This window comes from Pseudarthrobacter sp. 902506025 (assembly GCF_040702325.1).
In the GTDB taxonomy this organism is placed as follows: domain Bacteria; phylum Actinomycetota; class Actinomycetes; order Actinomycetales; family Micrococcaceae; genus Arthrobacter.
Genome location: NZ_JBFBKW010000006.1, coordinates 24,220 through 47,813, shown reverse-complemented (window position 1 = coordinate 47,813; position 23,594 = coordinate 24,220). Strand labels below are relative to the sequence as shown.

Here is a 23,594-nt window from a genome sequence, read left to right as displayed (position 1 = left end):
CGCTTTTGCGCACCGGCCAGGCTTCCCCGCCCGCCCGGCCGCCGGACACAACTCGAAAGTCAGCCCCCTGCTGCACTTCCTGCCTTTGGTCCGGCTGTCCCAGCCCTGCCGCCGTCCTGACGCGGCCTTCGAGCCCCGGCATCGCAGCCGGCGGCGAAACAACCAGGAGAACTGAATGACCGCAGGCCGTCAGCCCAACGCGAATACTTATCAACTTCGAGCCAATCAGCACTATTCTGGAACTGCCGAATCTTCAAAGGAGACCATGACCAGCCAGCCCAATTCCGGTTCCGATCCAGCCACCCAGGACATGAGTCCGCAGGAGATCCAGGCTGTCATCGACCGGATCCTCGCCAAGGACGTCCCTGCCAGGAATGCCGGCACGTCCGGCGGTGAAGGCGGCAGCGGAAAGGCCGTGTTTGGCAAGGCGCAAGCCATTTCCCGGCTCGACGAAGAACATTCAACGTACGACGGCGACCAGCAGGACCTCGAGGAACGGCGTGCACTGCGCCGCAGGGCGGGTCTGTCCACCGAGCTTGAGGACGTCACCGAGGTTGAATACCGCCAGCTGCGCCTGGAACGCGTGGTCCTGGCCGGGCTTTGGTCCGAGGGGACGCTGGCCGACGCCGAAAACTCACTGCGTGAGCTGGCCGCCCTGGCCGAGACAGCGGGTTCGGAAGTCCTCGACGGCCTGGTGCAGCGCCGCGACAAGCCGGACCCCGGGACGTTCCTGGGTTCCGGCAAGGCCCAGGAACTGAAGGACATCGTCATGGCCACCGGCGCGGACACCGTGGTGGTGGACGCCGAACTGGCACCCTCCCAGCGCCGTGGCCTCGAAGACATCGTCAAGGTCAAGGTCATCGACCGGACAGCCCTGATCCTGGACATCTTCGCCCAGCATGCCAAGAGCCGCGAAGGCAAGGCACAGGTGGAACTGGCCCAGCTGGAATACCTGCTTCCCCGCCTGCGCGGCTGGGGCGAGTCGATGTCCCGCCAGGCCGGCGGCCAGGTGGGCGGCGCCGCCGCCGGCATGGGCTCGCGTGGTCCCGGTGAGACCAAGATCGAACTGGACCGTCGCCGGATCCGTACCCGCATGGCCAAGCTGCGGCGCGAAATCGCCGCAATGAAGCCGGCACGCGAGACCAAACGGGCCAACCGTCGTCGTAATGAAGTACCCTCCGTGGCCATCGCCGGGTACACCAACGCCGGCAAGTCCTCGCTGCTCAACCGGCTCACGGACGCAGGAGTCCTCGTGGAGAACGCGCTGTTCGCCACGCTGGATCCCACCGTCCGCAAGGCCGAAACCGCTGACGGCCTGGGGTACACCCTGGCCGACACCGTCGGATTCGTCCGCTCGCTGCCCACCCAGCTGGTGGAAGCCTTCCGCTCCACCCTGGAAGAGGTGGCGGACTCGGACCTGATCCTGCACGTGGTGGACGTTTCGCACCCCGATCCCGAAGGGCAGATCGCCGCGGTCCGGAAGGTCTTCAGCGAAGTCGACGCGCGCAAGGTCCCTGAGATCATCGTCCTGAACAAGGCCGATGCGGCGGACCCTTTCGTGGTGGAGCGGCTGAAGCAGCGCGAGCCGCGGCACGTGGTGGTCTCGGCCAGGACCGGGGAGGGCATCCCGGAACTGCTGAAGGCCATCAGCGAATCCATTCCCCGGCCATCGGTCAAGATGGAGTTGCTCATCCCGTACGACCGCGGGGACCTGATCAGCAAGCTCCACGAGTCAGACGCCGAGATCCTCAGCCTGGACCACATCGAAGCCGGTACCAGGGCTGCGGTGATGGTCCGGGAGGGCCTCGCGTCCGAACTGGAACAATTCGTCGTCAATGACTGATCCCGCTGCCGGCGAAGCTGCGCAGACGGCCGGCGAGCAGTTCGTTATCGAACTGCTCGACCGCGCCGTCGCCGGCATGGGCGGACAAAGCCGCACCGGACAACACGAAATGGCCCGCCAGGTGGCCCGGGCCATCGAAACCGGAAACCACCTCCTGGTCCAGGCCGGCACCGGAACCGGCAAATCGCTGGCCTACCTGGTACCGCTGATCGCCCATGCCCTGGAAAGCAACAAGCCCGCGCTGGTCTCCACGGCGACCCTGGCGCTCCAGACCCAGATCGTGGGCCGGGACCTGCCCCGGCTCCTGAAGAACATCACGCCGGCGCTGGACCGGCCGGTCAAGGTGGCCCTGGTCAAGGGCAGGTCCAACTACGTGTGCCGCCACAAGCTTGAAGGCGGGTTCCCCTCCGAGGAACCGTCGGAAGGGCAGCTCTTCTCCCTGGGGGAGGACACCAGCGTTCCGCACTTCGCCGCCTCGGTGGGCGGGCCGTCGTCGCAGCTGGGCAAGGAAGTGGTGCGGCTGCGCGAGTGGGCGGAGAAGACGGCCACCGGCGACCGCGACGAGCTGCTGCCTGGCGTGACCGACCGTGCCTGGCGGCAGGTTTCCGTTACCTCGATGGAGTGCCTCGGGGCGCAAAAATGCCCGATGGCCGCCGAGTGCTTCAGTGAGCTTGCCCGGCAGGATGCCGCCGAGGCCGACGTGGTGGTGACCAACCACGCCATGCTGGCCGTGAGCGCGTTCGAGGGACTGGCAGTCCTGCCCGAATACGACGTCGTGGTGGTGGACGAAGCCCACGAACTGCAGGACCGGGTGACCGGTGCCGTATCCGGGCAGCTGTCCGTCGCCATGGTCCACGCCGCCGCTTCCGGCGCGCGGAAACATACCGCCATCACCGTTGATGCGCTGAACGCCGCAGCTGCCAACCTGGAAATGGCCCTCGCGGGCGCGCCCAACGGACTGCTCCCCAACGGCCTGAACGACGAGCAACTCGACTGCGTGGACCAGCTGCGTGAAGCGTGCCGGGCTGCGTTGTCCGATTCCAAAGGGGACAGCAACACCACGGCCGACGGCGGGCGGCAGCTGGCCCGTTCCCGGCTGATGCTCATCCTGGAACTCTGCGAGCGGCTGATTGCCGCCCGCGAAAACCGGGAGGTGGTGTGGTTCTCCCGCGCCAGCACCTTTGATCCGGGCCAAGGCTATTCGCAGCCCGATGACAGTGCTCCAGTCCTGGTCAACATTGCACCGCTTTCCGTCGCCGGGAGGCTGCGGGAAGGGCTCTTCGCCGACCATACCGTGGTGCTGACCTCCGCCACCCTGGCGATCGGTTCCGCGTTCGAACCGGCCGCGGGAGGCCTGGGCCTGCTTGGTGACGGCGCGCCCAGCTGGACGGGCGTGGATGTTGGTTCGCCCTTCGACTACCCGAAACAGGGCATCCTTTATGTTGCCGGCCACCTGCCCAAGCCTGGCCGGGGTGTTTCCCCGGAGGCCCTGGCCGAACTCGAAGCGCTCATCAAGGCCTCCAACGGGGGAGCGCTCTGCCTGTTCTCGTCGCGGCGGGCGGCTGAGGAAGCTGCCGATGCCCTCCGCCCGAAGCTCGGCATGACTGTCCTCTGCCAGGGGGAGTCGACCATGACCGCCCTGGTCAAACAATTCGCGGACGAGCCGGACACCTGCCTCTTCGGAACCATGTCCCTGTGGCAGGGCGTTGATGTTCCCGGTGGATCCTGCCGGCTGGTCGTGATTGACCGCATCCCGTTCCCGCGGCCGGACGACCCCCTCATGACGGCGCGTTCGCGAGCCGTGGCGCAGGCAGGCGGAAACGGTTTCATGTCTGTTTCCGCCACGCACGCTGCGATCCGGCTCGCCCAGGGGGCCGGCCGCCTGATCAGGTCAACCGGCGACAAGGGTGTGGTGGCAGTCCTGGACTCGCGGCTGGCCACCGAACGCTATGCGGGATTCCTGCGCGGCGCCCTCCCGCCGTTCTGGGCCACCACTGACCGCGCCAAGGCACTGGCAGCCCTTAGCAGGCTGGGCGCCGACGCGTCCTGAGATCCGGCGCGTCCTGGGAACCGCCGGACAACGCCTGCGCGGATGCCGCGCAGGCGTTCGGGGCTAGAGCGAACGCAGGACCGAGACGACCTTGCCCATGATGGTGGCATGGTCACCCAGGATCGGTTCGTACTGGGTGTTCTGCGGCAGCAGCCAGGTGTGGCCATCGCGCTGGCGGAAGGTCTTTACGGTGGCCTCGTCATCCAGCAGTGCAGCGACAATGTCCCCGTTGGCGGCGTCAGCCTGGCGCCGCACCACTACCCAGTCGCCATCGCAAATGGCGGCATCCACCATGGAATCGCCAGCCACCTTGAGCATGAAAAGTTCACCCTGGCCAACCAGCTGGCGGGGCAGCGGCATGACGTCTTCGACGAGTTGTTCGGCAAGGATGGGGCCACCGGCGGCAATCCGGCCGACCAGCGGAACCATGGCCGTGTCCAGTGCAGTGGGCAGCTCCGTGACTGTGGCGCCGCCCCCTGCGGCCTGGGGCGCGGCAGGCGTGCCCCCGCCTTTGCCCCCGCCATCGAGCGTGAGCGGCATCAACACTTCCATGGCACGCGGCCGCTTGGGGTCGCGCCGAAGGTAGCCCAGCTTTTCCAACTGCGAGAGCTGGTGGGTCACGCTTGACAGGCTGGCAAGGCCCACCGTGTCGCCGATTTCCCGCATGGACGGCGGATACCCGTTCTCGTTAACGGAGCGCTGGATGGTCTCGAGGATCTTCTTCTGCCGGGGAGTCAGCCCCTTGGTGGTCCTCTTGGATTGCGGGACGGTCCTGCCCCCGGCGGCTGCTGCTGCCATATTCGCCATTGCCTTTCGCTTGCCGCCGAACCTCCCGCCGGGCGCTGTTCCGCGGTGCCGGTGGAAGGACTCCCGCTGTCATTGTCAGACCCTGCTGTTCAACTTCAGGAGTGCTTGTTCCTGGTTCCAAAACTAGGCCAGCCATAGTGCTTTTTCAAACATTTGTTCTAGCGAGTCTCGACAATGTTCGTTGATAGGTGCTAAAACTTAATCAGCAAAGTTCGAATATGTGTTCTAACCAGTAGATGACTCCTTCGAATACGCGGCCGGAAGATGTGCGCGGCGGCGGTACGGAACGGCAAGGGGCGTTGGCGGGCGGACACCCGGGCAGCACGGCAAGTCCAGGAGGGCTTAGTTCATGTCAGCTTTATCTCTTCACCAGGTTTCACCTTCGTCTGCACCCCTGCGGCTGACCCGCCGGGGGAGGATCGTCCTGATCGGGGTTCCGCTCGTAGTCCTGGCTGTTCTCCTGCTGTCACTCGCCGGGTTTTTCCATTCCCCGGCCAAGGCCTCGGATTCGGCTGCGGACCTCGCAGTGACCCCCACCGTGACGGTGACGGTGCAGCCCGGACAATCGTTGTGGGCCATTGCCGGTACGGTCGCGCCGGACCGGGACGCCCGCGACGTCGTGGCAGACATCGTCCAGCTCAACAACCTCGACGCCGGCACCGTCCTTCCGGGCCAGCAGCTGTTCGTTCCCACGCACTGAGTGGGCTGCCGGGGCTGGGCAGCAACCGTCACATTTTCCGGCGGTTGCCGCGGCAACTAAACTGTTCAGGTGAACCAGCAGCTAGAACGTCTGAACCGGCTTCCCCTCCGCAGCAACCTTCGCGGCCTGACTCCTTATGGGGCCCCCCAGCTGGACGTCCCCATCCTGCTGAACGTCAACGAAAACACCCATGGTGTTCCCGCCGATGTGCGGGCCGCCATCAGCGCTGCCGTTACGGAAGCCGCCGCGGGCCTCAACCGCTACCCGGACCGCGAGTTCACGGCGCTGCGTAAGGCCCTGGCGGAATACCTCGGGCATGGGCTCGACGAAACCAACCTGTGGGCAGCGAACGGTTCCAATGAGGTCCTGCAGCAGATCCTCCAGGCGTTTGGCGGCCCGGGCCGCACCGCCCTTGGTTTCCCGCCCACGTACTCTATGTACCCGTTGCTGGCCAGCGGAACGGACACGCAGTACATCACCGGGGAACGCGCGGAAGGCTATGACCTCAGCGCCGAGTCCGCCGCACGCCAGGTCAAGGAACTCCAGCCGAACATCGTGTTCCTCTGCTCGCCCAACAATCCCACCGGGACCGGGCTCGGCCTGGACGTCGTGGAAGCCGTCTACGACGCCGGCGCGGACAGCCAGGCCATCGTGATCGTCGATGAGGCCTATCACGAGTTCGCACACGACGGCACGCCCAGCGCACTGACGCTCCTGCCCGGCCGTGAGCGGCTCATCGTCTCCCGCACCATGAGCAAGGCCTTCGCCCTGGCCGGTGCACGGCTCGGCTATATGGCCGCCGCCCCCGAGGTGGCCGACGCCCTGCGGCTGGTGCGCCTGCCGTACCACCTGTCCGCCATCACCCAGGCCACCGCCCTTGCGGCCCTTGAACACCGCGAAGCGCTCATGGCCGACGTCCAGGACATCAAGAAGCAGCGGGACCGCATCGTGGCCGAGCTGACCCGGATGGGACTCAAGCCCGCAGCGTCGGACTCCAACTACGTGTTTTTCGGCGGCCTGGAAAACCCGCACCAGGTCTGGCAGGAACTCCTTGACGCCGGCGTGCTCATCCGGGATGTGGGCATCCCCGGCCACCTCAGGGTCACGGCGGGCACTGAGGCGGAAACCACAGCCTTCCTGACCTCCCTGGAACGCATCCTTGCCGGCCACGCCGCGCTTCACGCCTAGACTTGATATTGCGGCGCTGGACGCCTTGAACCACTTCTTCTCCCACAAAGGATCCCTTCACCATGAGTTCAACCGGATCGAATACGGCTGCAGCCCGGACCGCCCGCATGGAGCGTGCCACCAGCGAGTCCTCCGTACTCGTGGAGATCAACCTGGACGGCACGGGAATCTCGGACATCGACACCTCGGTGCCGTTCTACGACCACATGCTGACGGCCCTGTGCAAGCACTCGTTGATCGACATGACCGTCAAGGCCACCGGGGACACCCACATCGACGTCCACCACACCGTTGAGGACGTCGCCATCACCTTCGGTGAAGTCCTGCGGACCGCCCTCGGCAACAAGGCGGGCATCCGCCGGTTCGGAGAGGCCACGGTGCCGCTGGACGAGGCCTTGGCGAACGCAGTGGTGGACGTTTCCGGCCGCCCCTACCTGGTGCACGGCGGTGAGCCCGCCGGCCAGGAATACCACCTCATTGGCGGCCACTTCACCGGCTCCCTGACCCGGCATGTCTTTGAAGCCATCACGCTGCACGCCGGCATCTGCCTGCACATGAACGTGCTGGCCGGCCGCGACCCCCACCACATCGTCGAAGCACAGTTCAAAGCCTTTGCCCGCGCCCTTCGCGCCGCCGTCGAACCCGACCCCCGGGTTGAGGGCATCCCCTCCACCAAGGGTGCGCTGTGAGCGGCCAGGAACTGAGGGACGGGGCAATCATCGACCCCTCGGCGTCGCGCAGGCTGCCGTCGCCCGAGGGCAAGCCCACCGTCACGGTGCTTGACTACGGTTCCGGGAACGTCAGGTCCGCGGTGCGCGCCCTCGAGCGCGCCGGCGCGGAAGTGATCCTGAGCGCCAAACCGGAGGATGTCCTGAACGCGGACGGCTTGGTGGTACCTGGCGTCGGCGCGTTCGAAACCGTGATGCGCGAACTCAAGGCCGTGGACGGCATCCGGCTCATCGGCCGGCGCGTGGCCGGCGGACGTCCGGTGCTTGGCATCTGCGTGGGCCTGCAGGTCCTGTTCGAAGCCGGCGTGGAACACGGCACCGAAGCCCAGGGCATCGGTGAATGGCCCGGAAAGGTGGAGGCACTTCCGGCTGAGGTCGTACCGCACATGGGCTGGAACACCGTCAAGGTCCCTGAAGGCTCAAAGCTCTTTGCCGGCGTCGAAAACGAACGGTTCTACTTCGTGCACTCCTACGGCGTGCAGGAGTGGAACTTCGACGTCATCCAGCCGCGGATGGCACCGCCCCTGGTGACCTGGTCCGAGCACGGCGGCCCGTTCATCGCCGCCGTCGAAAACGGCCCGCTCTGCGCAACCCAGTTCCACCCCGAAAAATCCGGCGATGCCGGTGCGCGGCTCCTGCGCAACTGGGTGGAGGGCCTGCGCAGGCCGGACGCCGCTGGTTCCGGTGCCCCGGCCAACGCCGGCAGTGGCGCCTAAATGTGGTCCGTACTCCTGATGGGCCTCGCCGGCCTGCTGATTGGCGGCGGCATCTCGTTCCGGCAGCAGGCCAGGCCCATGTGGCTTCAGGTGTCGTTCTATGTCCTGGCCGCAATGGCACTGGTTGCCGCCTACCTGCTCACCCTGCCGGGTAATTGACCGTCCAGGGCGGCACGGAGCATTGACGGCACCGGGCGGCCCCCGTTTTAGTCCCAACCGAAGAACCAACACCGAGGATGAGTATGACCACCGCACATGACCTGCCGGTACTTGAACTCCTGCCCGCCGTCGACGTCGTCAACGGCCAGGCCGTCCGGCTGGTCCAGGGCGAGGCGGGCAGCGAAACCAGTTACGGAACACCCCTCGAGGCTGCGTTGAACTGGCAGCAGCAGGGTGCCGAATGGGTCCACCTGGTTGACCTTGACGCAGCCTTCGGACGCGGTTCCAACGCCGACCTGCTCCGCGAGGTGGTGGGCCGGCTGGACATCAAGGTGGAGCTCTCGGGCGGCCTCCGCGACGATGAAACCCTGGAGGCAGCACTCGACCTGGGCGTCGCCCGGGTCAACCTGGGGACCGCGGCACTGGAAAACCCCGACTGGACCGCACGGGCCATCGAGCGCTTCGGCGACAAGATCGCCGTCGGCCTGGACGTCCGGGGCACCACCCTGGCCGGCCGAGGCTGGACGAAGGAAGGCGGGGACCTGTGGGACGTCCTGGGCCGCCTGGAGGAGGCCGGCTGCGCCCGCTACGTGGTCACGGATGTGACCAAGGACGGCACTTTGCAGGGCCCCAACGTTGAACTGCTGCGCCAGATGGTGGAGAAGACCGGTAAGCCCGTGGTGGCGTCCGGCGGCATTTCCAGCCTCGACGACCTCAAGGTCCTCCGCTCGCTGGTCCCCCTCGGCGTCGAAGGGGCCATTGTGGGCAAGGCCCTCTACGCCGGTGCCTTTACGCTGCCCGAAGCCCTCGACGTCGCCGGCCGCCGCTAGGCCCGGGGAAAGCGCCCGGCCATGCCCAGCTCCGAAGAACCGCTAAGCCCTCCCGCCCGCCAACTGCCCGGCCACATTGCGGCGGCGCTGGCCGGCGCCGGTGGTGCCACGGATTCCGCGGGCCGGCCATGGGCCGGCCGCAGCCTCGCCGGTGAGGACGCAAAGATCCACAACTTCGAGGACGACGACGGAACGGCCGACGCCGGTTACCTCGCCGCAATTGCCGCGCTCCGCCAGGGGCGGGGCGACGAGGCTGACGTCGTTGCGTCGCTGGCCACGGCCCGGGTCTTCATTCCCATCGTGGCGCAGCTGGCTGAAGAGGCAGAAACAGGGCACGGGCTGCACGCTGACAAACAGGCGGATATGGCGCTGGTGACGCTGAAGGCTGCGGACGGACGGACTGCGCTGCCGGCCTTCACGTCGGCGGACGCATTGTCCGCATGGCATCCCGAAGCCCGTCCGGTGGCCGTCTATGCCGCCCGCGCGGCGCTCTCGGCCGTCGCCGAAGGGGCAGAACTCCTGGTCCTGGATCCGGGCGCCGACGTGACGTTCGTGGTGCGCAGGCCCGGTGTCTGGGCCCTCGCCCAGCAGCATGGCTGGACCCCTTCTTACAGTGACCAGGAGCTGGCCGCCGAAATGGGCGCCGCTGCCGCCGGCTTCGCGGCTGTCCGCGGCATCGAGCTGCTGCCCGGCCGGGGAGTGGCCGCCATGGCCGCCGACGGCTCTGTTGTTCCAGGCGGTGGTGCCGGGCCGGAGCTGCAAGTGGTGCTGTACCTTGAAGACGGCCTCGACGCTGCCGGTGTGCAGGAGCTGGTGGCCGGCCTGCAGTCAGAGTGGTCACAGAATGTATTGTTTGGGGAGCGCGTCGACTCCCTTGAAATCAAATTGAGGCGCGCTCCCGATTAACCGCTGCAGGGTGGGTGATCCCCTCCGGTACAGCGGAATACCCTGAAGGACCGCTTCGTGAATTTCGCTCTCTACGGGGAGTTGCTCGCCATCCGGCCGATCCGGCGGCTGCTGCTGGTGGGCATGGTTGCCCGCATCCCGCATTCAGCCGCAGGGGTCCTGCTGACCCTGCACATTGTCCTCACCCTGGGCCAGGGCTACGCCGCGGCCGGCGCTGCAGTGGCGGTCATGACCATCGGCATTGCCCTCGGGGCGCCGTGGCGGGGGAGGCGCGTGGATACCGTGGGGTTGCGGACCGCCCTTATCCCGTCGGTCATCTCGGAGACCGTGATCTGGTCCATCGTGCCCCATGTGTCGTACCAGTGGCTCCTGCCGCTGGTCTTCGTGGGCGGCCTGCTCACATTGCCCATTTTCAGTGTGGTGCGGCAATCCCTGGGTGTCCTGGCCGAGGGTGACCAGCGGCGCACCGCGTTTGCCCTGGACGCCATCACCACGGAATTCGTGTTCATGATCGGGCCGGCCGCCGGCGCCGTCGTAGCTACCAGCGGCCACACTACTGCGGGACTGACAGTGGTGGGCGTGGCTACGTCCCTCGCCGGGCTGTTCCTCATGTGGTTCAACCCGCCCACCCGCAGCCGGGACCAAACGGTCGAATGCGTCGAGGATGAACAGCACGCTGCGGAAGTCGCCGTCGTCTCCACGGCACCGGCGCATGTCCAGGAAGCGGCCGCGGAGCTGGCCCCTGCGGGAGCGGCCACCAGCGCGGCGCAGAGCGGCCTGCGGGGAAGGCTGGCCGGCGGCTTCGCCTGGTTCACCGCCACGGTCGCGGCACTCTTCGCCGTTGCCGCCGGCGCGGGCATGGTCCTCAGCGGCACCGACGTCGGCATTGTCGCGGCCCTGGAAACCGGCGGCCACCAGAGCGAAATCGGGATTGTCTTTGTCTTCTGGTGTGCTGCCTCCGTGCTGGGCGGCCTGATTTACGGCGCCATGCACCGGCCCATTCCACCTGTCATCCTGCTGCTGGGCATGGCCGCGCTGACGCTGCCCATGGCCTTCGCCCACGACACGTGGACGCTTGCCTTCATCTCCGTCCTCCCCGGCCTGCTCTGCGCCCCCGTGCTGTCCGCGGCCTCCGAGAAGGTCGCGGACCTGGTATCGGAGGAACGGCGCGGGGAGGCCATGGGCTGGTACGGCTCCGCGCTGACCGCCGGCGTTGCGCTCGGCTCGCCCCTCGCCGGGGTCTTCATCGACATCATGGGCCCCTCCGGCGGCTTCGTGTCCGTCGGCGCCGCCGGCGTGCTGCTCTGCCTGGTGGGCCTTGCGCTCCAGCGGCGCCGCCGCCGCGCCGCCGCCTGAGCGGTCCCGTCCAGCCGGGGAGTTAAAGCGCGACGGCGGGACAGCCTGCAAAGGCCGTCCCGCCGTCGGACGCTGCTTGGGGGAGTTGCTCCCTAGTTCACGGCCCCGGTGTACTTTTCACCCGGGCCCTTGCCCGGTGCATCCGGAATCAGCGACTCTTCGCGGAAAGCCAGCTGCAGGGACCGCAGGCCGTCACGCAAGGGCCCTGCGTGCTGGGACCCGATCTCGGGGGCTGCCGCGGTCACCAGGCCGGCCAGCGCGGTGATCAGCTTCCGGGCCTCGTCGAGGTCCTTGAGTTCGGCTGCGTTGTCCTCTGCGGCCAGGCCAAGCTTTACCGCGGCCGCGCTCATCAGGTGCACGGCGGCCGTGGTGATGACCTCGATGGCGGGAACTTCGGAGATGTCGCGGATCTGTTGTGAAACGTCTGCGCCTGCTTCGCCGGGCTCGAAGACGTACGAATTACTGTCTGAGGTGCTCATACTGGTAAGCTTGACACAGACCGACTGGATGTCGTTATTTCAGAGATTGTCCCAAACGATCAGGTTCCCAACAGCGCTTCGCGGCGTTGACGGGAATTTTTTCTGTAGAATGGCTTCCAGTTTGCAAGCGGAGTTCTCTCCCACCCGCGTCAGCCGCTGTCCCACCCGTTCCTTTGGAACCTGCAGGGACGCAAGGTTGCCGGGTACCTGGTTGGGCATGGGTCGGCATTTGCCGGGACCGTGCGCGTGCAGCCCTTTGCGGGGTTGCCGGTCCAACCTCTTTGAGGCCTTCGATTGCTCCGGCAATTGGGGGCCTTCTTCATTTGCCGGACTCAACAACAAACACAGGAGCTTTAACATTAGCGAGCCAAGAATCAATGAGCGTATCCGCGTCCCCGAGGTGCGGCTGGTCGGCCCTGCAGGTGAACAGGTAGGAATCGTCCGTATTGAGGATGCCCTGCGCCTGGCTGCCGAGTCCGACCTTGATCTCGTTGAAGTTGCACCTCAGGCGAAGCCTCCGGTGTGCAAGCTGATGGACTTCGGCAAGTACAAGTACGAGGCCGCAGTCAAGGCACGTGAGGCCCGGAAGAACCAGACGAACACGGTTCTGAAGGAAATCCGCTTCCGCCTGAAGATCGACACCCACGACTACGAGACCAAGCGCGGCCACGCCCTGCGCTTCCTCGGCGCCGGGGACAAGGTCAAGGCCATGATCCAGTTCCGTGGCCGTGAGCAGCAGCGTCCGGAGATGGGCATCCGCCTGCTCCAGCGCTTCGCGGACGACGTCGCCGAAGTCGGCGTGGTGGAGTCCAGCCCCCGTATCGACGGCCGCAACATGGTCATGGTGGTTGGTCCGCTGAAGAACAAAGCTGAGGCCAAGGCGGAAGCACGCCGGGCAACCCAGCGCGCCGAGGCCAAGGCACAGAACGAAGCCAAGGCTGCGGGACGGGTTGACACCTCCGGCGAGGACCAGGCCCCCATGACCCAGTCACTGGCGGACCTCCTGCCGGAAGGCTTCACCGTCTCCACTGAACCGGAGGCACCGGCCGCGGACAGCGCCCCGGCTGAAGCCCCTGCTGCCGCTCCTGAGCAGGAAGCCCCCAAGGCCCCCGCTCCGAAGCAGGAAGCTCCAAAGCAGGAAGCCCCGAAGGCCGAAGCTCCCAGGGCTCCTGCTCCGAAGCAGGAAGCTCCGAAGCAGGAAGCCCCGAAGGCCGCCGCTCCCAAGGCTGCTGCACCGAAGGCCGCCGCTCCGGCGCCCAAGCCTGCAGCTGCCGCCAAGCCGGAAGCTGCCGCACCGTCGGCGCCGAAGCCGGCTGGTGTGCCTGCGCCGCCGAAGCCGGTGGCCAGGCCTGCTGCACCGAAGCCTGCTGCCCGCCCTGCCCCCAAGGCAGTGCCGAAGCCGGCCGGTAAGAAGACCAACTAGTTCACAGCTGCCGGGGCGTGTCCCCGGCAGTCAGCAACCAGCATGCTGCCCGCAGGGGTGGCTGCGCGATAGAACTGCCGGCCCCCGGGTCCGCAGAAACGTAAGGAGATCGGTTCCCATGCCGAAGATGAAGACCCACAGTGGTGCTAAGAAGCGCTTCAAGCTGACCGGCAGCGGCAAGCTGCGCCGCCAGCAGGCCAACCGCCGCCACTACCTGGAGCACAAGTCCAGCCGCCTGACCCGCCGCCTTGCCGGCGACAAGATCGTCTTCAAGGGCGACGCCAAGGTCATCCGGAAGATGCTCGGCATCTAGTTTCCAAGTTTATTGATGGACCGCCCACCGGTGGTCCGTCACCTGCCAAACAGCCTTCTCAGGCCGCCGGAACACCGGCAACAGATGCTTGGGATCAGATTTTCGAAGGAGTACGCACGTGGCACGTGTGAAGAGGGCGGTCAACGCCCACAAGAAGCGCCGGGTTGTTCTTGAACGGGCGAAGGGTTACCGCGGACAGCGTTCGCGCCTGTACCGCAAGGCCAAGGAACAGCTGCTGCACTCGTTTGTGTACAGCTACGGTGACCGCAAGAAGAAGAAGGGCGACTTCCGCCGCCTGTGGATCCAGCGCATCAACGCTGCGTCCCGCGCCAACGGCCTCACCTACAACCGCCTCATCCAGGGCCTGAAGGCCGCTGAGGTCGAGGTTGACCGCCGCATGCTGGCCGAGCTTGCCGTTTCTGACGCCAACGCCTTCGCCGCACTGGTCCAGGTGGCCAAGGACTCCCTGCCGGCAGACACCTCCGCCAAGACGGTTGCCGCAGCCTAGCAGCCGCTGCCGCCCCTCGCCTGAGGGGCCAGTTCAGGAACTGGAAGCGTCAGCTACTACAGTTCTTGTATGAACGAAACCGGGCGCCCGCAAGATCTTCCACTGTCCAACCCCCGAGCCGATCGGGTCAGGGACGTGGCAAAGCTTGCAGGGCGCCCGGCCCGTTTAAAGCGTGGCCAGTTCCTTGCCGAGGGGCCGCAGGCGGTCCGGGAAGCCCTCAAGCTCCACCAGCAGCGCCTCGCGGCGGGAGCGCCCGGAGTGGTTACCGAGGTATTCGCCAGCGAAAGCTGCCTGGACCGCTTCCCCGAATTCGAAGAGCTCGCCGAAGGCACCAACGCCCGGCTGGCCACCGATGAGGTCCTGGCGGCCATGGCGGACACCGTCAACCCGCAGGGAATCGTGGCCGTGTGCAGGTTCGTGGACGTTGAGCTGGCGGACGTGCTCGACGCCGGCCCGCGCCTGATTGCCGTGCTGTGCCAGGTCCGGGACCCGGGAAATGCGGGCACCGTGCTGCGTGCGGCCGATTCGGCCGGCGCCGACGCCGTCATTTTCACAGCGTCCAGCGTGGATATCTACAACCCCAAGGCGGTCCGCTCCACCGCAGGGTCGCTGTTCCATCTTCCGGTCGTCCTGGCCGCAGATCCCGCGGAACTGGCTGCCGCCTGCAAGGCCCGGGGCATCGGCGTCCTCGCTGCCGACGGTTACGGGCAGCTGGACCTGGATGTCCTGCAGGACGAGAACGCGCGGCGCAGGCTCACCGGGGACGGCCCTGAATCCGCCTTTGACCTCGCTGCACCGACCGCCTGGTTCTTTGGGAATGAGGCCCAGGGACTCTCGGATGAGGAGCTTGAACTGGCCGACCACCGGGTGGCGGTCCCTGTGTACGGCGCGGCCGAAAGCCTCAACCTTGGAACCGCAGCCACCGTGTGCCTCTACGCCAGCGCCCGATCCCAGCGCCGCCCCGATACTGCTGCCGGGCAGGTCAGCGCCGGGTAAGGGGCGCACGACGGCGGCCGGCGCCCCGCGCCCGGCCGCACTCCCGGTGCTCGCATGCACATCCGCGGAGCAGCATTGTTGCCGGGCACAAAGAAAGGCCCCGGAAATCCGGGGCCCGATGGTTGTTGCTGGACAGAGTTATCAGGGAGCGCGGCTGGCTTTTCCGCGTCCGGTGACGGCTCCGTAGATGCCGGCGACAACCAGGCCGCCGACGATAGCGAGAATCCAGGTGCCGAGGTCGAAGAAGGCAAGATCGCCCTTGTTGAACAGGAGGCTGCCAATCCAGCCGCCAACGATGGCTCCAACGACACCCAGGATGAGGCTGGTAACCCAGCCGCCGCCGACCCGTCCGGGCATAACGGCCTTAACGATGGCCCCGACAATCAGGCCCAGAATAATCCAAGCAAGAAAACCCATGTCTCCTCCTCATTGTGACCGGGATTAATAGTCCCGATGAGCCTCAAGCTAACATAAGCACCCCGCAAAGTCAGTAGCCCCAAAAAGGGCGTTGCCGCATCGTTAGGAGCTTGAATCGGCGGGGAGTTTCAGGGGCCGTGGCCGCGGGGCGCGCAGTGGGCGGCAGCTTAGCCCGCCAGCGGCCTCTTGCGTTCCAGCAGGCCGCTGAGGAGGGCGACGCCGAAACCGAGGACGGCCAGGACGGCGCCGACGAGTGCCGGGGCAACAAAGCCCCACCCGAGGGCGATGACCACTCCACCAAGGAACGCGCCGAGGGCATTGGCGACGTTGAGGGCGGCATGGTTGAGGGAAGATGCCAGCGACGGTGCATCCGGGGAGGCATCCAGGAGCCGGGTCTGCAGGGCGGGGATCAGCATGGAACCGGAAGCTCCCACCACGAACACCATCACCATGGCGCTCCACTGCCAGTGGGCTGCCACCGCGTAAACCACCAGGGCCACGGCAATGGCTGGGAGGACCCGGTAGAGGGTGCCCATCACCGATTTGTCGGCCAGCCTGCCCCCGACGATGTTTCCGGCCACCATGCCCAGCCCGTAGAGCGCCACCACCAGGGGGAGCAACCCCGACGGGATGCCGGCCACGGCCGTCATGGTGTGCGCGATATAGGTGTAGGTGGCGAAGAAGCCGCCGAAGCCCACGACGCCCACCAGGAGGGCCAGCCAGACCTGTAGCCGCTTGAGGGCGCCAAGTTCGCGACGGATGCTGGCGTCGGGGTGAGCCTGCTGGAACGGGACGAACTTCCACACCATGGCCAGGGCCACCAGGCCGATGGCGCCGACCAGAACAAACAGCAGGCGCCATCCGAATGTTTGGCCCAGCCAGGTGGCGAACGGGACGCCCACCACGTTGGAGACACTGAGCCCGGCCATGACCATGGAGATGGCCCAGCCCCGCCGGGTGGGGGGAACCAGGGATGCAGCGATGACGGCTGCAACTCCGAAGAACGCCCCGTGGGGCAGCCCGGCGGCAAAGCGGGAAACGAGCATCGTCCCGTAGTCAGGGGCTATGAACGAGGTCAGGTTGGCCACGGTGAAGAACAGCAGGAGGCCCAGTGCCAGTTTCTTGCGGGGCAGCCTGGCGCCGACGGCGGCAAGGAGCGGAGCGCCGACCACGACTCCCAGTGCGTAGGCGGAGATCAGGTGCCCGGCCTCTGGAGTACTGATCCCCAGGCCCTGTTCCACTTCCTTCAGCAGGCCCATCATGGTGAACTCGGTGACGCCGATGCCCACCCCGCCCATGGCCAGGGCAAAGATGGCCATGCCGACGTTGGGGGTCTTGGTGCGGGCTGCCGTGGACGGAGAAAGGACGCTGCTCATATGCCTGCTTTTCAAAAAAATGGAACTGGAACTGGGACGGGACGCCACGGCAATGGGGCAGGAATCCGGACAGTGAGGCCAACCCTGGGCGGGCAGGCCCTATTCCCTGGGACGGGAAATGCTGATCCGGGCTGTTCCCATTGTGGCCCATAGAATGGGCCGGTGACTGGACTGATTCAGATAGTGGGCGGAGCCGTGGTGGACAACCTTGCCAATCCAACGGCACTCCTGGTGGCGAGGCGGAGCGCTCCGGAGCACCTCGCCGGGCTGTGGGAGTTTCCCGGAGGCAAGGTGGAACACGGCGAGGCGCCCGAAGCGGCGCTGGTACGGGAACTGGCCGAGGAGCTGGGAATCGGCGTGCGGCTGGGGGCAGAGCTGCCGGCGGAAACACCGGCCGGATGGCCCCTGAACGACCGGGCCAGCATGAGGGTGTGGTTCGCCGAGGTGACCCGTGGCAAACCCGCACCTTTGGAAGACCATGACGAACTGCGCTGGATCCGGCTGCAGGACAGCGAAGCAGTCCTGGGGCTGCCGTGGATTCCGGCCGATTACCCGATTGTGCGTGCCCTGCTGGAGTCAGCGGGCGCACTGGCACCGGGGCAGGGCCGGGCCCACGCCCGATAATCCAGGCTGCTCAGAACAGGGAATCCTGCACCGCGGACGGCGACGCTGAAGCAGCCGTGTGACCTCCGGGCGCTGCAGCCGGAATGCTCCCCGCCGGATACTCCGCTTCCTCGGCGCGTGGATCATCCACGTCCCGGTTGCCGAGGTCCCTGTTGTTGAGGTCCTGGTGGCTGAAGCCGGAGGAATGCGAAAAGCCGTGGCGTGCCTTGAAATAGCGGACCTTGCCGGCAAGCCACGTCCGGTATTCCTTGGACGCGTAGGAGCCGGTCCCGTAGAGCCGCCGGTAGCGGCCGGCCAGTTCGGGATGGTTGGCGGCGATCCACTTCATGAACCATTCCCTGGTGCCCGGCTTCAGGTACAGCGCGCCCGCGCTGACTCCGGTTGCGCCGGCGGCCGCCAGGGAACCGAACAGCGCATCCAGGGCTTCATCGCTGTCCGAGAGCCACGGCAGGATGGGCATCGCCATGACGCCGCAGGGCAGCCCGGCTTCGCGCAGCCGGGACACCAGTTTGAGCCGGGCCCTGGGCCCCGGGGTGCCGGGCTCGATCGCCTCGGAGAGGGCTTCGTCGGTCATGGCCAGGGAGATGCCAAGCCCTACCGGCACCTGCGCGGCAGCACTCTTGAGCAGCGGGATGTCCCGTGCCAGCAGCGTCCCTTTGGTGAGGATGGACAGGGGAGTGCCGGACTCCGCCAGGGCATTGATGATGCCAGGCATGAGCCGGTACCTGCCCTCGGCCCGCTGGTAGGGGTCGGTGTTGGTGCCCAGCGCCACCTGCTGGCGCGTCCATGAGGCCTTGTTCAGTTCCTTCCGGAGGACTTCCGCGGCGTTGACCTTCACCACCACCTGGCTGTCGAAATCCATGCCGGCGTCGAAGTCAAGGTAGGTGTGGCTCTTGCGGGCAAAGCAGTAAACGCAGGCGTGGCTGCAGCCGCGGTAGGGATTCACTGTCCACTCGAAAGGCATCTTCGATCCCGCCGGGACCCTGTTGAGCACCGATTTTGCGGTGACCTCGTGGAACGTGATCCCGGCGAACTCGGGGGTGGTGACCGAGCGGACCAGCCCGGCCAGCGGAAGCAGCGCGGGACCGGGTCCTCCTGCGGTTTCCGGCGTGGGCACCAGTGCTTGCGCTTCCCATCTCATGGGACCCATTCGAAAACATGTTCGAATTTAAGTCAAGGCGCCACGCAGTCGAAGCCACTGGAAACTATGCCTCGACGCGGCCCATACGGCTCCAGGCGCCATCGGGGCTAGGGCCGCAGTTCCCATGTGACGGTGACGGCTGCCTCCACCCGGTTCAGGCCCGGCTCAACCTGTGGACCTTCCGTGGCGGATGCCCGCTGCAGCCCGGCAAACGGTACCGGTCCCGGCGCCGGGCGCTGGTCGGTGACGGACAGGACCCGGCCCAGGCCGGCCGAGGCCAGTGCGGCATACTGCGCAGCGGAACCCAGCGCGTCCTGCCAGGCCGCGTCACGCGCCTGCGCCCGGACCACTGAGTCGTCCGAAAGGACCAGCTGCAGGCTGTTCAGGCGGACATTGTCCCCGGCGGTGTGGACGGCTGCTGAAACTGTGGCCGCCGCGCTGCCGAGGTCCCGCAGCCTGACCGCGAGGCTGCTGGAGGCAATGTAGCCCACAAGCCGCTGGCCCTCACCGTCCCGCCAGGCGAGGTCCGCTCGGACGGCCAGGCCGGCCGAGCGGATATCGTCCGGGGAAACGCCCCGGCTGCGGAGGGCCGCTCCAACTGCCGCCAGGTCCCTGCCTGCTGCCGCGTAGGCTTCCGCCACCGATTCGGCGCGGCACTCCATGCCTATGGAAACAAGCATCAGGTCCGGTGCGGCCTCCGCCCATCCAGTCCCCGTGACGGTGATGGCCCCAGGATCCCGGCGGTCCTGCGGGTCCTGGCCCGTCACGGCTGCCTCGCCGCCCGGAGTGGGTAGCCGCCGGCGGCCAGGCCTGCCCGCCGCTCGAAGATGTTCGCCGTCCCCGGATTGCCGGTGCGCAGCACGGACCAGCCGGCGGCTGCCAGGTACAAGGGGATGAAGGGCAGCCCCAGGCACCACGCGTACTGGCTGCAATGCCGTTCCTCGTGTCCCAGGAGCGCAGGCCGGGACAGCAGGTCCGCAGCCGTGCTGCGGCACAGCACCACGTTGCCCAGGGTGTAGGCGCCGGCGAAAGGCAGCCGCCAGCGGTAGCCGGCCGCAATGATCAGGCCGCGCGGCCCCCGGCTGATCCGGGTCCGGGCGGCCAGGGCGACGGCGAGCCCGGCCAGGGTGCTCCCGTTGAGGAGGTTTGCTGCCCGCCTGAGCCGCTGGGCCGTCGTCGGGCCATTCACCGAACCTGCGTGCTGCCGCAACGTCATGAGGCCATGGTAACCGGACGGTTCTACTAGACTGGAGGGCAGTGGCCGCCGGTCCTGCCGGCGAGCCCTGACCTGGTCATTGAATGACACTGACGTTCAGCGCATTCATCCATGACCTGCCAGCGACGGAGGCACCGGGCGGGAAACCGCGCAGGGCTGCCCCGGCCGCAGGCAGCCACGACTCGTAGCTAAGAACAGTAGATGACTGAAACTTTGCCGGGCGCCGCCATCCCGAACCCCACGGATGAGGCCGCCATCAACGCCGCTGTAGACCAGGCCATCACCGCCATCGCCGGTGCGGCCACCCTTGACGAGCTGAAGGCGGTGCGCCTCGCCCACAGCGGCGAAAAATCGCCGCTCAGCCTGGCCAACCGGGAAATCGGCCGCCTCCCCAAGGACCAGAAGGCGCTCGCCGGAAAGCTGATGGGTGCTTCCCGCGGCCGGGTCAACAAGGCGCTCGCCGACCGGACCGAGGTACTCGAAGCCGAGAATGATGCCCGGATCCTGGTTGAGGAGACCGTGGACGTCACCGCTGCCCCCCGCCGCCGCCGCGCCGGTGCGCGCCACCCGCTGTCCACCCTGCAGGACCGCGTGGCGGACATCTTCGTGGGAATGGGCTGGGAGATCGCGGAGGGCCCCGAGGTGGAATCCGAGTGGTTCAACTTCGACGCCCTGAACTTCAAGCCGGACCACCCGGCCCGCGAAATGCAGGACACCTTCTTCGTGGAGCCGCCCGAAGCCCACCTGCTAATGCGCACCCACACCTCCCCGGTGCAGGTCCGCTCCATGCTCGAGCGTGAGGTGCCCATCTACGTGCTGTGCCCGGGCAAGGTGTTCCGCACCGATGAGCTGGACGCCACCCACACCCCGGTGTTCCACCAGTTTGAGGGCCTTGCCATCGACAAGGGCCTGTCCATGGCGGACCTGCTGGGCACCCTGGAGCACTTCACCCGGCAAATGTTCGGCGAGGAGGCGAAGGTCCGCCTGCGCCCCAACTACTTCCCGTTCACCGAGCCCTCCGCCGAGCTGGACATCTTCCACCCCGGCGCCAAGGGCGGCCCGCGCTGGATCGAGTGGGGCGGCTGCGGCATGGTCAACCCCAACGTCCTGCGCGCTGCGGGCATCGACCCGGACGTCTATTCAGGTTTTGCCTTCGGCATGGGCATCGAGCGTGCCCTCATGTTCCGCAACGAGGTTGCCGACATGCACGACATGATCGAAGGCGATGTACGGTTCAGCGAGCACTTCGGGATGGAGATCTAACAGTGCGTATCCCACTTTCCTGGCTGCGGGAATTCGCAGCAGTACCGGCCGGAGCAACGGCCGAAGACGTCATGGAAGAACTGGTCAAGGTCGGCTTTGAAGAAGAAGCCGTCCACCGTCCCACGGACACCCTCCAGGGCCCCGTGGTGGTGGGCCAGGTCCTGAGCCTGGTCAAGGAACCGCAGACCAACGGCAAGACCATCAACTGGTGCCAGGTCCGCGTAGTCCCCGAAGGCAAGGAACAGACCCTCACCGGGGACGGCATCGACCCGTCCGGCGTCCAAGGCATCATCTGCGGCGCGCACAACTTCGTTGAGGGCGACAAAGTGGTGGTCACGCTTCCGGGCGCCGTGCTGCCCGGCGACTTCCGCATCTCCGCCCGCAAGACGTACGGCCACCTTTCCGCCGGCATGATCGCCTCGGTCCGCGAACTGGGCATCGGCGAGGACCATGACGGCATCCTGGTGCTGTCCCGCATCGGGCTGGACCCTGAGGTGGGTACCGACGCCATGGAGCTCCTGGGCCTGTACGACCAGGCAGCCGAAATCAACGTCACCCCGGACCGCGGCTACGCCTTCTCCATCCGCGGCGTGGCCCGCGAATACGCGCACGCCACCGGCACCGCCTTCACGGATCCCGCCTCCAGGGTCCAGGCGCCGGCCGAACTTTCCGGCGGTTACGGCGTCAAGCTCAACGACGACGCCCCGATCTACGGCAAGGCCGGCTGCGACCGGTTCGTGGCCCGCACCGTCAGGGGCGTGGACGCCACCCGTCCCACCCCGCCATGGATGGTCTCCCGGCTCCGGCTCGCCGGCATCCGCTCCATCTCGCTGCCGGTGGACATCTCCAACTACGTCATGCTCGAACTGGGCCAGCCCACGCACTGCTATGACCTGGACAAGCTCTCCGGCGACATCGTGGTGCGCCGCGCCGCCGCAGGGGAGAAGATCACCACCCTGGACGGCAAGGAACGCACCCTTGACGCCGAGGACCTGCTCATCACCGACGACTCCGGCGCCATCGGCATCGCAGGCGTCATGGGCGGTGCGGCCACCGAGGTGAGCGATTCGACGTCGAACATCCTGGTTGAGGCGGCGCACTTTGACGACGTGTCCATCGGCAGGTCCCGGCGCAGGCACAAGCTGCCGTCCGAGGCGTCCAAGCGCTTCGAACGCGGCGTGGACTGGCAGGTGGCGGGCATCGCCGGCCAGCGCGTGGTGGACCTCCTGGTGGAACTGGCCGGCGGCACTGCCGACGAAGCCGGCACCGACGTCGGGACCGCCCCGGAAACCATCACCATCGATTTGCCCGCAGGCTTCGCTGCCGCACGTATTGGCATCGACTTCACCGAAGACCAGATCGTCACCTCGCTTGAGGACCTGGGCGCCGTGGTTGCAAAGCACGACGCCGGGTGGACGGTGACGCCGCCGAGCTGGCGGAGCGATCTGGAGACCAAGGAAGACCTGACCGAGGAAATCGCCCGGCTGGTGGGCTACGACAAGATCCCCGCCACGCTGCCGGTCGCCCCTCCGGGCCGCGGCCTCACCCGTGTCCAGCAGCAGCGCCGCCGCCTCATCCAGGCACTGGCCGACGCCGGACTCACCGAGGTCCTGTCCTACCCGTTCGTCTCCAAGGCGGCCAACGACACCTTCGGCGTGGCTGACGAAGGAGGGGCGCGGACCGCCCTCAAGCTGGCCAACCCGATCAGCGAGGAGCACGGCTACCTGCGCACGTCCATCCTGCCCGGACTGATCGAGGTGGCCAAGCGCAACCACTCCCGTGGCTTCCGGGACCTGGCCCTGTTCGAATCCGGCCTGGTGTTCCTGCCCGAGGGGACGGTGGGCACGGCCTCCATCCCGCCGCTGGGTGCCAAGCCTGCCGATGAGGTTCTTGACGCTTTGTACGACGGCGTCCCGAACCAGCCGTTCCACATCGCGGCAGTCCTCACCGGCCACGATTCCCCGGCCGCCGCGTCCCACACGCCCCGGGTGTGGGACTGGGCCGACGCCCTGGACGTGGCCCGGCTTGCCGGCGACGTGCTGGGCGTGGACCTGGTGGTCAGCCAGGGCAGCCACCAGGCGTTCCACCCCGGCCGCACCGCCCGGCTGGCGCTGCGCACGGGGGAGACCGTTGGCTACGCCGGCGAACTGCACCCCAAGCTGCTGGCCGCCTCGGACATGCCCGCCCGTTCGGTGGCACTGGAACTTGATGCCGATGCCCTGTTCGAGGCCGCGCCGGACGTGATTGTGGCCCGCCACATTTCCACGTTCCCGGTGGCCACCCAGGACGTGGCGCTCGTGGTCCCGGCCGACGTGCCGGCAGACGACGTCCTTGCCGCCCTGCGCGAAGGCGCCGGAGAGCTGCTGGAAGACGTGGCGCTGTTCGACGTTTACGCAGGCAAGGGCATCGAGGACGGCAAGAAGTCGCTGGCCTTCGGGCTCCGCTTCCGGGCCGCCGACCGCACCCTGACCGCTGACGAGGCCTCGGCGGCGCGTGAAGGCGCAGTGGCGCTGGCTGCCGAACGCTTCGGAGCTGTCCAGCGGTAGGTTTCCTCC

General features: G+C 67.2%; 24 protein-coding genes. 17 read left to right on the top strand and 7 right to left on the bottom strand.

The genetic code is table 11. The features are described from left to right. Positions 1-265 precede the first annotated feature (265 nt). Both hflX and AB0280_RS12740 read left to right on the top strand, forming a co-directional pair. Positions 266-1,843 carry a GTPase HflX gene (hflX, locus tag AB0280_RS12745; RefSeq protein ID WP_307492924.1) on the top strand — a complete coding sequence of 526 codons (1,578 nt, stop codon included), beginning with the start codon at positions 266-268 and terminating at the stop codon, positions 1,841-1,843. Continuing rightward, positions 1,836-3,893 (top strand): ATP-dependent DNA helicase, encoded by a 2,058-nt coding sequence (locus AB0280_RS12740; protein WP_307492922.1) that lies wholly within the window; start codon positions 1,836-1,838, stop codon positions 3,891-3,893. Before hflX ends, AB0280_RS12740 begins: the two co-directional genes overlap by 8 nt. Positions 3,894-3,956: 63 nt before the next feature. On the opposite strand, the gene lexA is transcribed toward AB0280_RS12740, so the two are convergent. Further along, positions 3,957-4,691, bottom strand: coding sequence for a transcriptional repressor LexA (gene lexA, locus AB0280_RS12735; RefSeq protein WP_307492920.1), 735 nt, complete (start codon positions 4,689-4,691; stop codon positions 3,957-3,959). 358 nt (positions 4,692-5,049) lie between these two features. Between lexA and AB0280_RS12730 the strand changes: the two genes are divergently transcribed. From AB0280_RS12730 to AB0280_RS12695, 8 genes are all read left to right on the top strand, one after another. Continuing rightward, complete coding sequence (locus AB0280_RS12730) at positions 5,050-5,400, top strand: LysM peptidoglycan-binding domain-containing protein (RefSeq protein ID WP_307492918.1); 351 nt, start codon at positions 5,050-5,052, stop codon at positions 5,398-5,400. A gap of 69 nt (positions 5,401-5,469) precedes the next feature. Then, positions 5,470-6,588 carry a histidinol-phosphate transaminase gene (locus tag AB0280_RS12725; RefSeq protein WP_307492916.1) on the top strand — a complete coding sequence of 373 codons (1,119 nt, stop codon included), beginning with the start codon at positions 5,470-5,472 and terminating at the stop codon, positions 6,586-6,588. Between the two features lie 62 nt (positions 6,589-6,650). Next, positions 6,651-7,277, top strand: a complete 627-nt coding sequence (gene hisB, locus AB0280_RS12720; RefSeq protein WP_307492914.1) for an imidazoleglycerol-phosphate dehydratase HisB — start codon at positions 6,651-6,653, stop codon at positions 7,275-7,277. Beyond that, positions 7,274-8,032, top strand: coding sequence for an imidazole glycerol phosphate synthase subunit HisH (gene hisH, locus AB0280_RS12715; protein WP_307492912.1), 759 nt, complete (start codon positions 7,274-7,276; stop codon positions 8,030-8,032). The genes hisB and hisH overlap by 4 nt, the downstream gene beginning before the upstream one ends. Continuing rightward, positions 8,033-8,191 carry a hypothetical protein gene (locus tag AB0280_RS12710; RefSeq protein WP_307492910.1) on the top strand — a complete coding sequence of 53 codons (159 nt, stop codon included), beginning with the start codon at positions 8,033-8,035 and terminating at the stop codon, positions 8,189-8,191. A gap of 83 nt (positions 8,192-8,274) precedes the next feature. Further along, a complete protein-coding gene (priA, locus tag AB0280_RS12705; protein WP_141160950.1) occupies positions 8,275-9,021 on the top strand; it encodes a bifunctional 1-(5-phosphoribosyl)-5-((5-phosphoribosylamino)methylideneamino)imidazole-4-carboxamide isomerase/phosphoribosylanthranilate isomerase PriA in 747 nt (248 codons plus the stop codon). A 21-nt stretch (positions 9,022-9,042) separates the two neighbouring features. After that, on the top strand, positions 9,043-9,927 hold the full coding sequence (locus AB0280_RS12700) for an SseB family protein (protein WP_307492905.1): 885 nt from the start codon (positions 9,043-9,045) through the stop codon (positions 9,925-9,927). Between the two features lie 57 nt (positions 9,928-9,984). Further along, a complete protein-coding gene (locus AB0280_RS12695; protein WP_307492903.1) occupies positions 9,985-11,283 on the top strand; it encodes an MFS transporter in 1,299 nt (432 codons plus the stop codon). A gap of 92 nt (positions 11,284-11,375) precedes the next feature. On the opposite strand, the gene AB0280_RS12690 is transcribed toward AB0280_RS12695, so the two are convergent. After that, on the bottom strand, positions 11,376-11,762 hold the full coding sequence (locus tag AB0280_RS12690; RefSeq protein ID WP_159632313.1) for a DUF1844 domain-containing protein: 387 nt from the start codon (positions 11,760-11,762) through the stop codon (positions 11,376-11,378). Between the two features lie 400 nt (positions 11,763-12,162). Here AB0280_RS12690 and infC point away from each other — a divergent pair, with 400 nt between their 5' ends. The 4 genes from infC to AB0280_RS12670 all read left to right on the top strand — a co-directional run bounded on the left by infC (position 12,163) and on the right by AB0280_RS12670 (position 15,002). Then, a complete protein-coding gene (gene infC, locus AB0280_RS12685; RefSeq protein ID WP_370871838.1) occupies positions 12,163-13,185 on the top strand; it encodes a translation initiation factor IF-3 in 1,023 nt (340 codons plus the stop codon). Between the two features lie 118 nt (positions 13,186-13,303). Then, positions 13,304-13,498, top strand: coding sequence for a 50S ribosomal protein L35 (gene rpmI, locus AB0280_RS12680; RefSeq protein ID WP_009358635.1), 195 nt, complete (start codon positions 13,304-13,306; stop codon positions 13,496-13,498). A 118-nt stretch (positions 13,499-13,616) separates the two neighbouring features. Beyond that, positions 13,617-14,006: a 50S ribosomal protein L20 gene (gene rplT / locus AB0280_RS12675; RefSeq protein ID WP_307492900.1), complete on the top strand. Its 390-nt coding sequence runs from the start codon at positions 13,617-13,619 to the stop codon at positions 14,004-14,006. A gap of 69 nt (positions 14,007-14,075) precedes the next feature. After that, positions 14,076-15,002, top strand: a complete 927-nt coding sequence (locus AB0280_RS12670; protein ID WP_275180301.1) for a TrmH family RNA methyltransferase — start codon at positions 14,076-14,078, stop codon at positions 15,000-15,002. Between the two features lie 141 nt (positions 15,003-15,143). Here AB0280_RS12670 and AB0280_RS12665 read toward each other — a convergent pair whose 3' ends face one another. Beyond that, positions 15,144-15,419: a GlsB/YeaQ/YmgE family stress response membrane protein gene (locus AB0280_RS12665; protein ID WP_159632311.1), complete on the bottom strand. Its 276-nt coding sequence runs from the start codon at positions 15,417-15,419 to the stop codon at positions 15,144-15,146. A 167-nt stretch (positions 15,420-15,586) separates the two neighbouring features. After that, the gene (locus tag AB0280_RS12660) at positions 15,587-16,795 is read right to left on the bottom strand and encodes an MFS transporter (protein ID WP_307492897.1); all 1,209 of its coding nucleotides are present in this window, start codon (positions 16,793-16,795) and stop codon (positions 15,587-15,589) included. A gap of 162 nt (positions 16,796-16,957) precedes the next feature. Here AB0280_RS12660 and AB0280_RS12655 point away from each other — a divergent pair, with 162 nt between their 5' ends. Beyond that, positions 16,958-17,419 carry a (deoxy)nucleoside triphosphate pyrophosphohydrolase gene (locus tag AB0280_RS12655; RefSeq protein WP_307492894.1) on the top strand — a complete coding sequence of 154 codons (462 nt, stop codon included), beginning with the start codon at positions 16,958-16,960 and terminating at the stop codon, positions 17,417-17,419. 10 nt (positions 17,420-17,429) lie between these two features. Here the strand turns inward: AB0280_RS12655 and AB0280_RS12650 are convergent, their stop codons facing one another. From AB0280_RS12650 to AB0280_RS12640, 3 genes are all read right to left on the bottom strand, one after another. Then, complete coding sequence (locus tag AB0280_RS12650; RefSeq protein ID WP_307492892.1) at positions 17,430-18,560, bottom strand: Rv2578c family radical SAM protein; 1,131 nt, start codon at positions 18,558-18,560, stop codon at positions 17,430-17,432. Positions 18,561-18,667: 107 nt separating this feature from the next. Further along, positions 18,668-19,327, bottom strand: a complete 660-nt coding sequence (locus AB0280_RS12645) for an SIMPL domain-containing protein (RefSeq protein ID WP_268891542.1) — start codon at positions 19,325-19,327, stop codon at positions 18,668-18,670. Continuing rightward, positions 19,324-19,776, bottom strand: a complete 453-nt coding sequence (locus AB0280_RS12640) for a hypothetical protein (protein ID WP_307492890.1) — start codon at positions 19,774-19,776, stop codon at positions 19,324-19,326. Before AB0280_RS12640 ends, AB0280_RS12645 begins: the two co-directional genes overlap by 4 nt. Positions 19,777-19,977: 201 nt before the next feature. Here AB0280_RS12640 and pheS point away from each other — a divergent pair, with 201 nt between their 5' ends. Further along, a complete protein-coding gene (gene pheS, locus AB0280_RS12635) occupies positions 19,978-21,039 on the top strand; it encodes a phenylalanine--tRNA ligase subunit alpha (protein WP_159632306.1) in 1,062 nt (353 codons plus the stop codon). A 2-nt stretch (positions 21,040-21,041) separates the two neighbouring features. Further along, entirely contained in the window at positions 21,042-23,585 is a 2,544-nt protein-coding gene (pheT, locus tag AB0280_RS12630; protein WP_275180299.1) for a phenylalanine--tRNA ligase subunit beta, read from the top strand. Positions 23,586-23,594: the final 9 nt, after the last annotated feature.

Coding starts and splice junctions, on each gene's coding strand:
- AB0280_RS12640 (WP_307492890.1), bottom strand. CDS start 19,776: ATGACGTTGCGGCAGCACGCAGGTTCGGTGAATGGCCCGACGACGGCC.
- hflX (WP_307492924.1), top strand. CDS start 266: ATGACCAGCCAGCCCAATTCCGGTTCCGATCCAGCCACCCAGGACATG.
- lexA (WP_307492920.1), bottom strand. CDS start 4,691: ATGGCAGCAGCAGCCGCCGGGGGCAGGACCGTCCCGCAATCCAAGAGG.
- priA (WP_141160950.1), top strand. CDS start 8,275: ATGACCACCGCACATGACCTGCCGGTACTTGAACTCCTGCCCGCCGTC.
- AB0280_RS12740 (WP_307492922.1), top strand. CDS start 1,836: ATGACTGATCCCGCTGCCGGCGAAGCTGCGCAGACGGCCGGCGAGCAG.
- AB0280_RS12665 (WP_159632311.1), bottom strand. CDS start 15,419: ATGGGTTTTCTTGCTTGGATTATTCTGGGCCTGATTGTCGGGGCCATC.
- rpmI (WP_009358635.1), top strand. CDS start 13,304: ATGCCGAAGATGAAGACCCACAGTGGTGCTAAGAAGCGCTTCAAGCTG.
- AB0280_RS12650 (WP_307492892.1), bottom strand. CDS start 18,560: ATGAGATGGGAAGCGCAAGCACTGGTGCCCACGCCGGAAACCGCAGGA.
- AB0280_RS12700 (WP_307492905.1), top strand. CDS start 9,043: ATGCCCAGCTCCGAAGAACCGCTAAGCCCTCCCGCCCGCCAACTGCCC.
- AB0280_RS12670 (WP_275180301.1), top strand. CDS start 14,076: ATGAACGAAACCGGGCGCCCGCAAGATCTTCCACTGTCCAACCCCCGA.
- pheS (WP_159632306.1), top strand. CDS start 19,978: ATGACTGAAACTTTGCCGGGCGCCGCCATCCCGAACCCCACGGATGAG.
- AB0280_RS12710 (WP_307492910.1), top strand. CDS start 8,033: ATGTGGTCCGTACTCCTGATGGGCCTCGCCGGCCTGCTGATTGGCGGC.
- hisB (WP_307492914.1), top strand. CDS start 6,651: ATGAGTTCAACCGGATCGAATACGGCTGCAGCCCGGACCGCCCGCATG.
- AB0280_RS12730 (WP_307492918.1), top strand. CDS start 5,050: ATGTCAGCTTTATCTCTTCACCAGGTTTCACCTTCGTCTGCACCCCTG.
- AB0280_RS12690 (WP_159632313.1), bottom strand. CDS start 11,762: ATGAGCACCTCAGACAGTAATTCGTACGTCTTCGAGCCCGGCGAAGCA.
- AB0280_RS12660 (WP_307492897.1), bottom strand. CDS start 16,795: ATGAGCAGCGTCCTTTCTCCGTCCACGGCAGCCCGCACCAAGACCCCC.